10 protein-coding genes are annotated in these 13,560 nt (G+C 59.3%); 8 read left to right on the top strand and 2 right to left on the bottom strand.

Features of this window, described 5'->3' with window-relative positions:
* Window positions 1-175 precede the first annotated feature (175 nt).
* Both NZ453_RS01625 and NZ453_RS01620 read right to left on the bottom strand, forming a co-directional pair.
* Window positions 176-889: an XRE family transcriptional regulator gene (locus NZ453_RS01625; RefSeq protein ID WP_263768527.1), complete on the bottom strand. Its 714-nt coding sequence runs from the start codon at window positions 887-889 to the stop codon at window positions 176-178.
* A gap of 366 nt (window positions 890-1,255) precedes the next feature.
* Entirely contained in the window at window positions 1,256-2,050 is a 795-nt protein-coding gene (locus tag NZ453_RS01620) for a DeoR/GlpR family DNA-binding transcription regulator (RefSeq protein ID WP_338051133.1), read from the bottom strand.
* Between the two features lie 231 nt (window positions 2,051-2,281).
* On the opposite strand from NZ453_RS01620, the gene NZ453_RS01615 reads away from it, so the two are divergent.
* The 8 genes from NZ453_RS01615 (at window position 2,282) to NZ453_RS01580 (ending at window position 13,503) form a co-directional block, all read left to right on the top strand.
* Window positions 2,282-3,895: an FAD-dependent oxidoreductase gene (locus NZ453_RS01615; RefSeq protein ID WP_263768526.1), complete on the top strand. Its 1,614-nt coding sequence runs from the start codon at window positions 2,282-2,284 to the stop codon at window positions 3,893-3,895.
* A gap of 94 nt (window positions 3,896-3,989) precedes the next feature.
* Entirely contained in the window at window positions 3,990-4,982 is a 993-nt protein-coding gene (locus tag NZ453_RS01610) for a TRAP transporter substrate-binding protein (RefSeq protein WP_263768525.1), read from the top strand.
* A 212-nt stretch (window positions 4,983-5,194) separates the two neighbouring features.
* On the top strand, window positions 5,195-5,716 hold the full coding sequence (locus tag NZ453_RS01605; RefSeq protein ID WP_263768524.1) for a TRAP transporter small permease: 522 nt from the start codon (window positions 5,195-5,197) through the stop codon (window positions 5,714-5,716).
* A 1-nt stretch (window position 5,717) separates the two neighbouring features.
* Window positions 5,718-6,995: a TRAP transporter large permease gene (locus NZ453_RS01600; protein WP_263768523.1), complete on the top strand. Its 1,278-nt coding sequence runs from the start codon at window positions 5,718-5,720 to the stop codon at window positions 6,993-6,995.
* A 3-nt stretch (window positions 6,996-6,998) separates the two neighbouring features.
* A complete protein-coding gene (locus NZ453_RS01595; protein ID WP_263768522.1) occupies window positions 6,999-7,766 on the top strand; it encodes an HAD-IIA family hydrolase in 768 nt (255 codons plus the stop codon).
* 18 nt (window positions 7,767-7,784) lie between these two features.
* A complete protein-coding gene (locus tag NZ453_RS01590; RefSeq protein ID WP_263768521.1) occupies window positions 7,785-9,470 on the top strand; it encodes a Na/Pi cotransporter family protein in 1,686 nt (561 codons plus the stop codon).
* A gap of 96 nt (window positions 9,471-9,566) precedes the next feature.
* Window positions 9,567-11,780 carry an SLC26A/SulP transporter family protein gene (locus NZ453_RS01585; RefSeq protein ID WP_263768520.1) on the top strand — a complete coding sequence of 738 codons (2,214 nt, stop codon included), beginning with the start codon at window positions 9,567-9,569 and terminating at the stop codon, window positions 11,778-11,780.
* Between the two features lie 112 nt (window positions 11,781-11,892).
* Entirely contained in the window at window positions 11,893-13,503 is a 1,611-nt protein-coding gene (locus NZ453_RS01580) for a methyl-accepting chemotaxis protein (protein ID WP_263768519.1), read from the top strand.
* Window positions 13,504-13,560: the final 57 nt, after the last annotated feature.

Raw genomic sequence — 13,560 nt, 5'->3', positions numbered from 1 at the left:
GGACCGAGAAGCCGCGTCGCGGATGCGGCCCACCGTCTTGGTTGAGGGCGAAAAAAAGCCGGAGGCACCAAGTATTCTTTTCAAGAAGAATGGTGCTCCGGCTTTATTCTCAAGCCGCCCGCAACGGCGACTGGAACAGCACGACCGGCGCGCCACACGCCGGTCGGAGAGATGATCAGCTACCGACCAACACCCGGCCAATGACTTGGCCGGCCACAACGATACGGCTTTTGTCCTGAATGTCTTCGCTGAACTCCGATTCGTCGAAACTCTCGTCGTCGAACAGCGGGTTGTCGCAAATGAGCCGGATGTTGTGCTTGAGACCGCGTTGAGCGCGGCGAACGATGAATCGCTCGTTGGTTTGCAGCACGTAAACGCCGTTGGCCTGAATACGTTTCACGCGCGGGTCGTACACCACGATATCGCCGCGATTGACGTATGGAGCCATATCGTCGTTACCGATCTGCAGCATCTTGATATCGTTGGGCAGCCCGACACTACGCAGCGTTTCGGGCAGCGTGTACCAGGAAAACCCTTCCTCGCTGTCGTCTTCGTGCATATCGACGATCACGTAACGTTCGTCGATGGCTTGCGTACCCGTGTCACGGTCACCAACGACCAATTGCTCGACGGTCGTGCCAAGGATGTCCGCGATTTCGGGCAAACGGGCAAGTTCCGGTACGCCTTCGCCCTTCAACCAGTTGCCGGCGGTGTTTTGGCTCACGCCGAACAGTTCAGCGACACCGATCACGCGTCCGTACCCAGAGGGAATGGTTCCGCGCCGATCGAGGGCGGCGTTGAAATTGTCGGCAAATTGCCTGCGGAAAGCCTTCTGCTTTGCCGACCGGTCCTCGGGTTCGCTGAATTTGATTACAGTGTTAGTGTTCATCTCTCACCTAAACAGTGCGTACGGGTTATTGGTATCGGTCGATGTCGGAACAGCCCGAAGGGTGAGGGGTGGCGCAGGTTTACGGTCTCGCGCCGACCGTCGGACTGTTACGTGTTGACTCTTCTCATGGTACGAATTTAAGGCATTTCGCCCAATAAATCCACTGTAAAAACGCTTACTTGCCAAACTTGTGCACCCACTTGGGTAGTGAAGGCTTAATGTGGTTTGCTACTGTGGGCGAGTCCGGCAAACGGAGTTCGTGGGCTGCTTTGGTTCCCGTGCCGCCACGACCCAGGCCGCGCGCGGAACGAGGGCCAATGGAAACCATGGTCGCTAATACGACAAGCCCCTCCGCTTGACCCACTTTCAGTCCTCCATTTGTTTGTCTAGAAAGTGGACTTTTACCCGCGCGGCGCGCAAAGCGTTTACAAGTTCGGGAGGCGGCGTGCGATCTGTAAACAAGGCATCGATCTCCGAGATATGACCCAGCCGTACCATCGGGTTGCGCCCGAATTTGGAGTGGTCTGCAACGAGAAAAACCTGGCGTGAGTTTTCGATGATGGCTTGTGCAACCCGGACCTCCCGGTAATCGAAGTCGAGCAATGTACCGTCATTGTCGATTCCCGAAATACCGATGATTCCGAAGTCGACCTTGAACTGCCGAATGAACTCGAGGGTTGATTCACCGATCACGCCCCGGTCTCCGCGTACGACGCCGCCAGCGAGGATTACGTCGCAATTTTCGTTTTCGCACAAAAGCCCGGCCACATTGAGGTTGTTTGTGATGATGCGCAGCTTCTTATGTCCGTAAAGTGCTTTGGCGACTTCCTCGGTCGTCGTTCCGATGTTGATGAATAGCGAGGCGTTATCCGGGATTTCTTCGGCGACCATGCGGGCAATCCCAGCCTTTTCCTCGCGATTCAGGACCTGGCGCATCGAATAGTCGGTGTTCTCGATACTCGATTCGAGACCAGCTCCTCCGTGGTAGCGCCGTAACAGACCGCGCTCGCATAATTCATTGATATCGCGCCGGATTGTCTGGACGGTGACGCTCAGCACCTTGCTCAACTCGTCGGTCGACAGAAAGCCCTTTTGCCGGGCGAGTTCGAGAATATGGCGATGGCGTGGATTCAGCTCCACATCCGTGGCGTGCGTTTCCACTCCCCTCTCCTTTCGTCTCCGCGGTAAAGGCGCGTTCGTTCGCGCTTTCCACGGTATCTATTGATGCGATCAATTCGCAATCGCAAGAAAATAATGCCCGCTTATTCAGATTGGAACATACCACTTTCGGTTGACAGGGGAAAGGCGACCCATTAATGTTCGTACAAGAAAAAAATGTTTGTATACGAACACCGGGTGGACGCATACAACGGAAAAAGACGGCAAGGGAAAATGAAACGACACGCCATTCTGGAATCTCTGAAGCAGCAAAAGCCCTTTGATTTGTTGATCATCGGGGCGGGGGCAACCGGCTGCGGCATCGCAGTAGACGCGGCTAGCCGTGGATTACGCGTCGCGCTGATCGAACGAAACGACATCGCAGAGGGAACGAGCTGCCGCAGCACGAAGCTCGTGCACGGTGGCGTGCGTTATCTCGAGGCCGCCGTAAAGAAGCTCGACCGCGCGCAGTACCACCTCGTCAAGGAGGCGTTGCATGAACGCGGCCTCTTCCTGCAGAACGCGCCCCATCTCGCTAACCCGGTCGCTTTGGTGACGCCGCTGTACAAGTGGCATGAGGTGCCCTATGTCTATGCCGGTCTGCGGATGTACGACCTTCTCGCCGGCGACATGGGTCTGGGCAAGAGTTATGTCGTGGGGCGCGACGAAGCATTGCGTAAGTTCCCTATGCTGAAAGCCGAAGGGCTGAAGGCCGGGGTCGTTTATTACGACGGGCAGTTCAACGATGCGCGCATGGCCGTTACGCTGGCGATGACGGCACAAAAATACGGCGCCGTGGTTGCGACCCGCGTCGAAGCGATGTCCCTCGAAAAGGTGGCGGGAAAGATCTATGGCGCGCGCGTCCGAGACAGGATGAGCGGCGAGGAATTCGTCATCACGGCAAGCGGTGTCATCAATGCAGCCGGGCCGTTCGTCGATCAGGTCCGGGCCATGGACGACGCTGGCTCGCCGCCCGTGCTGAAGGCATCGTCGGGTATCCACATCGTGCTTTCCAAGCGCTTTGTTCCGCCCGATACCGGTCTCCTGATCCCCAAAACGGAAGACGGACGCGTGTTGTTCGTATTGCCATGGCAGGGACATGCGCTGATTGGCACGACTGAAAATTCATCACCGATCGTCGAGCACCCCGTGCCGACCGAGGACGAGATCGAATACGTGCTGCGCCATATCAACAAGTACTTCGATCTGTCGGTGAAGCGCAGTGACGTGATGTCGGTCTGGTCTGGGCTTCGCCCTCTTGTTCAGTTCGATAAATCGGCCAATACGGCGCAGCAGGTGCGCGAGCACCTGATCATGATCAGCCCCTCCGGCCTCCTTACCATGGCCGGCGGCAAGTGGACCTCGTATCGCAAGATGGCCGAGGAAGCGGTAGATCGCGCCGTTTCGGCGTTCCATCTGAAGACGGCGGGAGCCTGCCAAACCAAGCACCTTCGCCTCGTCGGCGGAGAGAACTATGTGGCTGAAGGGGCTGCCGCGTTGGCCAAGAAGTTCGGGCTCGACGAGGACGTCGCGTACCACCTCCACCGGTCATACGGTGACCGCGCGCCGGAGGTGGCGGAACTCGCCAAAGACGGTCTGAATGCCCGTTTGCACCCCAACCATCCTTACATCGAGGCCGAAGCCGTGTATTCTGCTCGGTTCGAGTTCGCCGAGTCCGCATCCGACTTCGTGACACGCCGGATACCGCTCGCGCTCGTTGATAACGCTGCGGCGAAACTCGCGCTACCACGTGTGGTGGCCTTGATGGCGCAGGAGCACGGTTGGGACGACGTGCGGTGCAGAAAGGAAACCGAAGCGGGCCTTAACCGGCTTGAAACGGCTATCTGAAGGTGCCAGGCAGGTTGATTGGGGGCAGCAAGACCAGGCAACGCGTAACCGTAGTGTGTCAAACGTTTCTACTCAAATAATGATGGAGGTAACTATGAAACGCAGAATTCTTCTTCTTTCCTTGATGGCGGTATTCGGGGCGGCGATGTTGCCGACCGCGCAAGCGGCCGACAAGATCATCGTCAAGATCGCCGGCATGAAGCCGGACGGCGAGCCGGAAACGGTCGGTATGAAGCTGTTCGCGAAGTACGTCATGGACAAGACGAACGGCAAGTACGACGTACGTGTCTTCCCGAACAGCCAGCTCGGCAAGGAAGACGCCTACATCGCCCAAACGCGCAAAGGTATCATCCAGATGTGCGCAACGGGTACGCAGACCTCGTCGCTGCAGCCGTCGATGGCCATGTTCGAAACGCCAATGCTTTTCGACAGCCTTGAACACGCTCACAAAGCGATGAACGGCGAGACCTTCAAGCTGATCACAAAGGGCTTCTCCGAGAAATCCGGGATGACCGTGATGAACGCCTTCCCGCTCGGCTTCCGGCACTTCTACACGAAGAAGCCGGTGAATAGCATCAACGACCTGAAGGGCCTGCGCATGCGGGTTCCGAACATCCCGCTCTACCTCGAATTCGCCAAGCAACTGGGCCAGAGCGGCCAGCCGATGCCGTTCGCGGAAGTTCCGTCGGCGCTTGACCAAGGCACGATCGACGGCGGCGACAGCCCCTTCTCGGACATCACCGCGTTGAAGATGTATGAAATCGCGCCGAACATCACGTTGTCCGGGCACTTGCTGGTCATTCACTCGCTGTACATCAACAACGACTTTTATAACAAGCTCCCGCCGGAAGACAAGAAGGTCTTCGACGAAGCCGCCAAGTACTCGGCTGAAGAAGTCTGGAAGATGGCCGCAGATGTCGAGAAGAAGGCCGTTGAGCAGATCACCAAGGGCGGCGGCAAGATCGTGACGCCGAACGCCGAATTCAAGGCAGCACTCGAAAAGGCTGGCCAGGGAACGTGGAAGCTGTTTTACGACACGGTACCGAACGCCAAGGAAATCCTTGAAAGCGTGAAGCAGTACAAGTAACCGCTCTACGGACGGCAAATCCGGAACAGGGAAACCGTTCTCGCGGCAGCGCGGGAGCGGCTTTCCCAAACCAGACGCAATTACGTCGCCTGCAGGCGGGTGCGACAGCGCCTTGCCCCATAGGATGATCAGAGTTTTGGTATTTCGGAAATAACAGCCGTGGATAGCGGCTGGCGAGCGTTCTTCAATCAACAAACAAAAGAGGGGGCAAGATGAGTGAGCTCATGCCTGAAAAGGAGCAGGAGAACGAAAGCAAGGGGGAAATTGCTTTCCAGGTCTTCTGCGCCGTCGTTTTCCTGTCCATGATCGGACTGGTCTTCAGTAACGCCATGCTGCGGTACGTCTTCAAGGCGAGTTTCGCGCCAAGCGAAGAATGGGCGCGAATTCTCTTCATGTACATCACGTTCTTCGGTTCGATCGAAGGCTTCTATCGCGGTCGCCACATCGCCGTCGATATGTTTACCAGCCTGATGTCGGGGGTGACGAGAAAGTCGGTCGATATCTTTGCGCAACTTCTGGCTCTCGCCGCGCTAGGGCTCCTCGCCGTCGGCGGTGTAACGCTCGTGCAGCAAACGATCGACACGGCAACAGTGGCTACCGGACTCAATATGGCTTTTGTGAACGGCACGCTGCCCGTGATGGCGATCGCGGTCATCATCATGCGCATACCGCCGCTGTTCAGAACTATCAGCAAGCCGGCTGCCGAATTCCACCGCAAGCCGAAGGAGTTCTGACATGGAATTAGCGATTTTCCTCGGCAGCCTTTTCTTCTTCCTGATCCTTGAAATCCCGATCGCGCTGGTGATGGTGCTTTCGGCCATCGTCCTGATGATTTATTCGGGCGACGGCGATTTCATGATCATCCCGCAGGCGATGGTCGACGGGGTCAACAACTATCCGCTGATGGCGATCCCGTTCTTCGTCTTCGCCGGCGAGATCATGGCCAAGGGCGGTCTGTCCAAGCGCGTGATCCTGTTGGCCCAGTTGATGATCGGGCGCGTCAAGGGCGGCCTCGGCTACGCCACCATCATTGCCAGCGTAATCTTTGCTGGTCTGATGGGAAGCTCAGTCGGTGAAGCCGCGGCGCTGATGGGCATCCTGTACCCGATGATGAAGGATGCCGGTTATGACCGCGGCCGCGCGGGCGGCATCATTTCGTCGGGCGCCATCCTCGGCCCGATCATCCCGCCGTCGGCCAACTTCATCCTGCTCGGCGCGACGATGGAGTTGTCGATCACCAAGCTGTTCATGATCGGTCTCGTTCCTGGCCTGATCATCGGCTTCTTCCTGCTGGTGATGTGGTTCTTCGTGGTGCGCAAAGATGGCTACACCGAAACCATCAAGTTCACCAAAGAGGAAGCGATCAACATCCTCAAGGAATCGACTCCGGCCTTCATGTTGCCGATCCTCCTGCTCGGCGGTATCCGCTTCGGCGTATTCACGCCCACCGAAGGCGGTGCGTTCGCGGCCGTATATGCGATCCTGGTGACGGTGTTCTACTACCGCGAACTGAGCATCCGCAACCTGTTGCGCGTCAGCGCCACCGCAGCGCGCAGCACGGCGGTCGTGATGCTGATCGTCGGTGCGGCGACGGCGGTGGGCTGGTTCATCACGGCGGCGCAGATTCCGGAGCAGATGAAAGCCTTCTTCGAGCCGCTGGTTCCGACGCCGACGCTGCTGTTGATCGCGATCATGATCTTCCTGTTTGCAGCCGGCATGGTGATGGACCTGACGCCGAACATCCTGCTGTTTGCGCCGGTGTTCTACCCGCTGACCACGGCGGCCGGTATCGACCCGTATTTCTTCGGCCTGCTGTTCGTGCTCAACGTCGGTATCGGAGTCATCACGCCGCCGGTCGGCACGGTGTTGTTCGTGGTCTGCGGTTCGGCGGGAATATCGATGAGTTACTTGGTGCGCAAGATGGCCCCGTTCCTCATCATGGAGATCGCGGTGCTGTTCCTGCTGCTGTTCTTCCCAAGCCTGTCGCTCGTACCGCTGAAGTGGTTGATGTAATAAGTGGATATCTCAAAAAAAAACTGCTTCGTTTTTGATCTGGATGGGACGGTCTACCTCGGGGACCGTCCCATTCCGGGGACGATCGATTTCATCCGGCGCAACTTGGGGCGCCGGGAAATTTTTTTTCTAACCAACAACACGTCGAAGAATCTCGGCGACTACATCAAGAAGCTCGCCAACTTCGACCTGCACATCGGGCTCGACCGGATACTCTCGCCACTGTTGCCGTTGGTCGACTATCTGCAGGAGCAGAAGATCCGCCGCATCTATCCGGTAGGCAATCGCAGTTTTCAGGTCTTCTTGCGCGAACGGATGCCGGATATCGAGTTCACGTCCGGCGAAGACTGCCAGGCGGTCGTTCTCGGCTACGACACCGAGTTGACTTACGAAAAGCTGGCCACCTCGTGCCTGCTGCTGCAGCGCCCGGGTGTTCGTTTCTTTTCGACCCACCCGGATCTCGTCTGTCCTTCAGCTCAAGGCCCGTTGCCGGACACCGGCAGTTTCGTGAAGCTCTATGAGGCTGCGACCGGGCGGTTGCCCGAACTCGTGTTCGGCAAACCGAACACCGTGATCCTTTCGCCGCTCCTCAAGCGGTTCCGCAAGGAGGAAATGGTCATGGTGGGCGACCGGCTGACGACCGATAAGTTGCTGGCCGAGAATGCCGGCATCGACTTCATCCTCGTCCTGAGTGGTGAAGCCAAACGCGAGGACTTGCCGCATCTCGAACGCCAACCGACGCTGGTTGTCGACGATTTGGGTTCCTTTTAGATCTAACAGAAGAAAACGATGCAGGATTCCGGCACCTACGAACTGACGATGATTCTCGGCGCGGCGACGCTGCTGCTCTGGGGAGTACGGATGGCGCGCACCGGCGTCATGCGCATTTATGGTTCGGGAATCCGCCGTATTATCGAGCGGGCGTTGCGCAATCGTCTGATTGCCCTGCTCACCGGTGCCGGCGCGGCAACGATCCTGCAAAGCTCGATCGCCGTCGCTGTATTCACGTCGGGACTGGCGGCCACCGGTGTGGTCCCGGTTGCCGACGGCCTCATTCTGCTGCTCGGCGCCGATGCCGGCAGCGCGGTCGTGGCCGCTCTGCTGACGCTCAATCTCAAGGCGCTGTGGCCGGTCCTGATGTTCGTCGGATACTTGCTGCATTCGATCTACAGTGATACGGGGTCGCCGCTCAAGCAGGTCGGGCGGATCGGGCTCGGCATCGCGATGATCCTCGTTGCGCTCACTTTCATGAGCCAGGTATCGAGCGGACTCGCTTCGAGCGATCTCGTCCGCATCGTCGTCTCTTCACTGGGCGACGAGTTGTTGATCGCCGTTCTTCTTTTCGGAATCCTCACCTGGCTGGCACACTCGTCGATCGCCATCCTTCTGTTCTGGGCGTCTCTGGTGCAGGCCGGCATTACCAACGAGCCGGGCCTGATCATCGCCGCGATTCTCGGCATCAACCTCGGCAATGCAGTGCCGCCGATCATCATGACGTGGACGCAGGCGCCGCCGGCGCGCCGTATTGTCGTCGGGCATGGCATCTTCAAGTTGTGCGGCGTTTTTGCCGGCATGGTTTTCCTGCGCTTGATCGATGGCTTGTACACCATGATTCCTGGCGATCCGAGCTTCCGGGTCGTCATTTTGCATATTCTGTTCAACTCCACGCTGATTGTCGTTTTTGCGCCGTTCGTACATCCGATCGGACGCGCACTCGATCGACTGTTCTCGTCGGCTGTGAAGCCGGCCGACGACATCGGGCCGAAATACATCCCCTCGTGCGCTACCGACGACAAGCTCGACCTTCTCCCGGTCACGGCGCTGTCGCGGGAAGTCCTGCGCATTCTCGGCACCGTGCAGAACATGCTGGAAACGATGCTTGACGGCGTCATTTCGGGAAATGCGGAGAAGCGGCAGGAAATCCTCAAGATGGAGGAAAAGGTCAATTCGCTGTTCCGTGCGGTTCGCTCCTATGCCGTCGACGTAACGCGCAAAGGCATCAGCGACCATGATCAGCGGCGTGTTACGGCGCTGCTCCGCTATACCGCCAGTCTCGAGAATGCCGGCGACATTGTTTGCAAAAGCATGATCACGATTCCCGAGGCGATGAAGCGCGATAACAAGCGCTTTTCCGAGGAAGGCAAGCAGGAGATCGATACGCTGTTCCGTTATTTGATCGGGAATACTCAGTTGGCGGCGGAAGTGATCATGGCTTGGCACCCGGAAACCGCCCACGTCCTCGTGCAGCGCAAACGCACATTCAAGAAGATGTGCCATGACAGCTCGCGCCGCCACATCGCACGCTTGAGCGAAGGCGTATCGAACGCCATGGAAAGCAGTTCCGCGCACCTCGATCTGATTTCGGACATGCGGTGGATCAACACGCAGGTTTCGAGTATCGGCTACGACGTGCAGCCGGATCACGAGACGTCCGCCGACGAAGCGGCAGAACGGCTGATCGCTCATCCGGAATAGGGTGGGCCAGCGAGTGATACCGACGACAACAAAGTCAGACACGGTCTAGAACAAAAGCTTCGGCGCCGTAGGCGCAGAGGAAGCGCGGGAGGGGCAATGCGGGAACTATCGGGCGCCTGGATGCGCCACTCGGGGGATTTCTGGGGCGGCCTTGCCGCGATGCTAGTGGCCTTGCCGGCGTCCGTCGGCTTTGGCGTCACGGTGTACTCCGTCATCGATCCGCATTACGCCGCGTTCGGCGCCTTGGCCGGCGTGCTCGGCGCCATGGCGCTCGGGCTCGTTGCGCCCACGTTCGGGGGCACCGACCGCCTGATCAGTGCCCCCTGCGCACCGGCGACGGCGATGCTTTCCGCGTTTGCCATCGAACTCGTGCGGCAGGGCGTCGCCCCATCGAGCATCGTGCTCATGATGACCGTCGTCGGCATCCTGACAGGGGTGTTTCAGATCCTCATCGGCTTCCTTGGTGTCGGGCGATTGATCAGGTACATCCCGTACCCTGTGGTCAGTGGCTTCCTTACAGGGGTCGGGCTGCTCATTATCAGCAGTCAGTTGTCCAAATTTTTCGGCGTGGCGACGGATACCGGATGGTTTCAGGTGTTGGCCTCGCCCGAGACCTGGGATTGGCGAAGTCTCGCCGTCGGCGGGGCGACGATCGCCGCGATGGTTTTTTCCAGCCGTTTCGTCAAGGCGGTTCCCGCCACTGTGGCAGGGATCGGCGCTGGCATCTTGGCCTATGCCGGGGTGGGGCTCATTGATTCGACGCTATTCGAGCTTGACGGCAACTCGCTCGTGATCGGTTCGCTCGGTGCGACGGGCGAAGGCTATGTCGCCTTGATCACCGACCGCTGGAATCAGATCGGCGAGCTCAAGGTCGGCCAAGTGGCGGGGGTGGTCGGCAGTGCCCTGACCCTGGCCGTGCTGCTTTCGATCGATACTCTCAAGACCTGCGTCGTCCTCGACCGCCTGACGCGTACCCGGCACGACTCGAACCGTGAACTCGCTGCACAAGGCTTGGCCAACATGACGGCTTCCATCATCGGCGGCATGCCGGGTGCCGGGACGATGGGTGCCACGATGGTCAACTTTTCGAGTGGCGCCCAAACGCGCATTTCCGCATGGATTCAGGGGCTGCTCTCCGTGGGTGTCGCGCTCCTGCTTGGCTCGTTTGTCGCGTGGATTCCCGTGGCCACACTGGGCGGCGTCCTGATCGTCGTCGGGATACGCATGATCGACACCGATCCATTGCGTTTTCTCGAATCGCGTTCGACGGTCCTCGATTTCTCCGTCGTCCTTGCCGTCGTCGGCGTCACGCTGACGATCGGGCTGATCGCGGCCTCGGCCGTCGGCGTCGTTCTCTCGATCATGCTCTTCCTGCGCGAGCAAGTCGGCGGCACGGTCGTGCGCCGCAAGAGTTTCGTCGGCGAACGCTCTTCGGCGTGGTACCGGCCCGAGAACGAGATGCGCATTCTCGAAAAGAAAGGGCATTCGGCGGTCATCTTCGAGCTGCAGGGCAGCCTTTTCTTCGGCACCGCGCAACAACTCTACCGTACGCTCGAACCGGAACTGACGAAAACCGACTTCCTGATTCTCGACTTGCAGCGCGTGCAGTCGGTCGACGTGACAGCGGCGCACATGCTCAACCTCGTACGCGACGTGCTTGCCGAACGGCAGGTTCCGTTGCTGCTTTCGAACGTTCGCGAACGCATGCCGAATGGCCGGAACCTGCGCGAGTTCCTTGAGCTGGCCGGTCTGCGTTCCGAGGAAAACGTCGTCATTTATCTGCCGACGCTCGAAGAAGCGATCGAATGGGTCGAAGCACGGCTGCTGGGCGAGAGCACGACGTCCGACGAGGATGATCTGCCGCCGCTTGAATTGCATGAGATCGAGCTCTTCAAAGGCAGCAAGCCGGATACGCTGGTCGACCTCGAAGCCTGCATGGAGAAGCGCTCCTGGAAAGCCGGCGAGACGATCTACTCCTGTGGCGACCCGAGCAACGACCTCTACCTCATTCGCAAGGGCGAGGTGAAAGTGTTGGCCGCGCTTGGCGGAGGAGGCAGCATGAAGCACATTGCCACCTATGGCCGTGGCGATTTCCTCGGCGGGCAGGCCTTCCTCGACAACCGCTCGCGCAGCAACGACGCCGTGGCAACGCGCGACTGCGACATGTACGTGCTCTCGCTCGAGAAATTCAACTACCTTGCGGACGAACACAAGCGCGTGGCGCTCGTGCTCATGACCAAGCTGGCGCGACTGTTGTCGATCCGCTTGCGCCATATCAACGAAGAATTGACCCTGTTGCAGGATAATTGACGACGCTGTTGCGCCGTCAATACGAACGATTTCACAACGCGACGGGCAGCGGTGAGGCGCGGCCGTGCGTCGTCGTTTTGCTCAAAATCAATAACGTCAGGGGGAACGCAAAGTGTTGATCAGCAGAAAGCTCGGAATGCTCGTCGGCTTCGCGATGGCGACGTGTGCGGCGGTTTCGTTCTTCGGCCTGTATGGCGTACGGGTCGTCAACTTGAGCATGGTGGAAACCGCCGAAGACACCGTGCCGGCGTTGATGCTGGTCAGCGGGATGCGGGCAGATTACTTGTCGTCGGTGCCGCTGCTCTATAACCGGGCGGCCACTGCCGAACCCGACAAGGGAGCGGCTCTGGATAAGGAGATGGCGGCGATCTACCAGAAGCTGCTCAAGCAGATCAAGGAATACTCGGAACGCGAGAAGAATCCGGAAGAGGAGAAGGCGCTGCAGGAAACGAAGCTCAGTTTGGGCGCTTTCGTCACGCGCGTAAAACAGATCAGCGAACTCGCCGCGCAGAGTAACGAGATGGCGATGATGATGGTGCAGAGCGACATCGGGCCGCTGCATCAGCGACTGGCCGCTTCCTTCGACAAGCTGGTCGAAATCCACATCAACAACGTCAACGCCGTGGCCGCCTCCGCCGAATCGGCCTTCACGCGCACCCTGGCCATCACCCTCTCCGCGGCCGTACTCGGCGTCGCCGTCATCGGCGTCATGGGCTTCTTCTTCGGCCGCTCCATCACCGGCCCGCTCGGCGCCATGCAACGCGCCATCACCCGCACCGCCAACGAACTCGACTTCCGCGACACCATTGCCGTCACCTCCAACGACGAAGTCGGCCGTACCTTGCACGCCTACAACGAACTCCTCGTCCGCCTGCGCGCCAGCTTCAGCGAAGTCCAGGCCGCCGCCGCCCGCATGGCCGCCATCACCGACGAAGTCAACACCACCTCCAGCGAAATCGCCGAAAACTCCCAGGCCCAGAGCGACGCCTCCTCCGGCATGGCCGCCGCCATCGAAGAACTCACCGTCAGCATCTCCATGGTCGCCAACCAGGCCCAGGACGCCAGCCACAACACCCAGGCCTCCCGCGACAAAGCCGACCAAGGCGCCGACGTCATCTTCTCCACCGTCCACGGCATCCAGACCATCTCCGACTCCGTACGCGAAGCCTCCGGCCGCATCGAAGCCCTGCGCAACGACAGCGAAAGCATCTCCTCCGTCGCCAACATCATCAAAGAGATCGCCGACCAGACCAACCTCCTCGCCCTCAACGCCGCCATCGAAGCCGCCCGCGCTGGCGAACAAGGGCGCGGCTTCGCCGTCGTCGCCGACGAAGTACGCAAACTCGCCGAACGCACCTCCAAATCCACGCAAGAGATCTCCACCCTCCTGCAACAGATGCAAGGCAGCGCCAAACAAGCCGTCGACAGCATGGTCGCCGCCGTACGCGAAGTCGACGTCGGCGTCGAGAACGCCCAACGCGCCGGCGAATCCATCCAAAGCATCAAAGAAGGCTCCAACTCCGTCGTCGGTGCCGTCGAAGAGATCAGCGAAGCCGTGCGCGAACAGAGTGCCGCCAGCACCTCCATCTCCCAGCGCATCGAACAGATCGCCCAGATGACCGAGCGCAACACCGCGGCGGCCGAGAGCACCGCCCAGGCCGTGCATCGCATGAGCGAGATGAGCCGCGAGATTGCCCAGGCCCTGGCGGTGTATAAGGTCTAGGCGACCGACCTGACTCGGCAAAGAAAAGAGAACGAAAGGCCGCGGGAAACCACCCCC

It is taken from the genome of Propionivibrio soli (assembly GCF_025770765.1).
Taxonomy (GTDB): domain Bacteria; phylum Pseudomonadota; class Gammaproteobacteria; order Burkholderiales; family Rhodocyclaceae; genus Propionivibrio; species Propionivibrio soli.
This window is presented reverse-complemented; position numbering and strand designations above follow the sequence as displayed.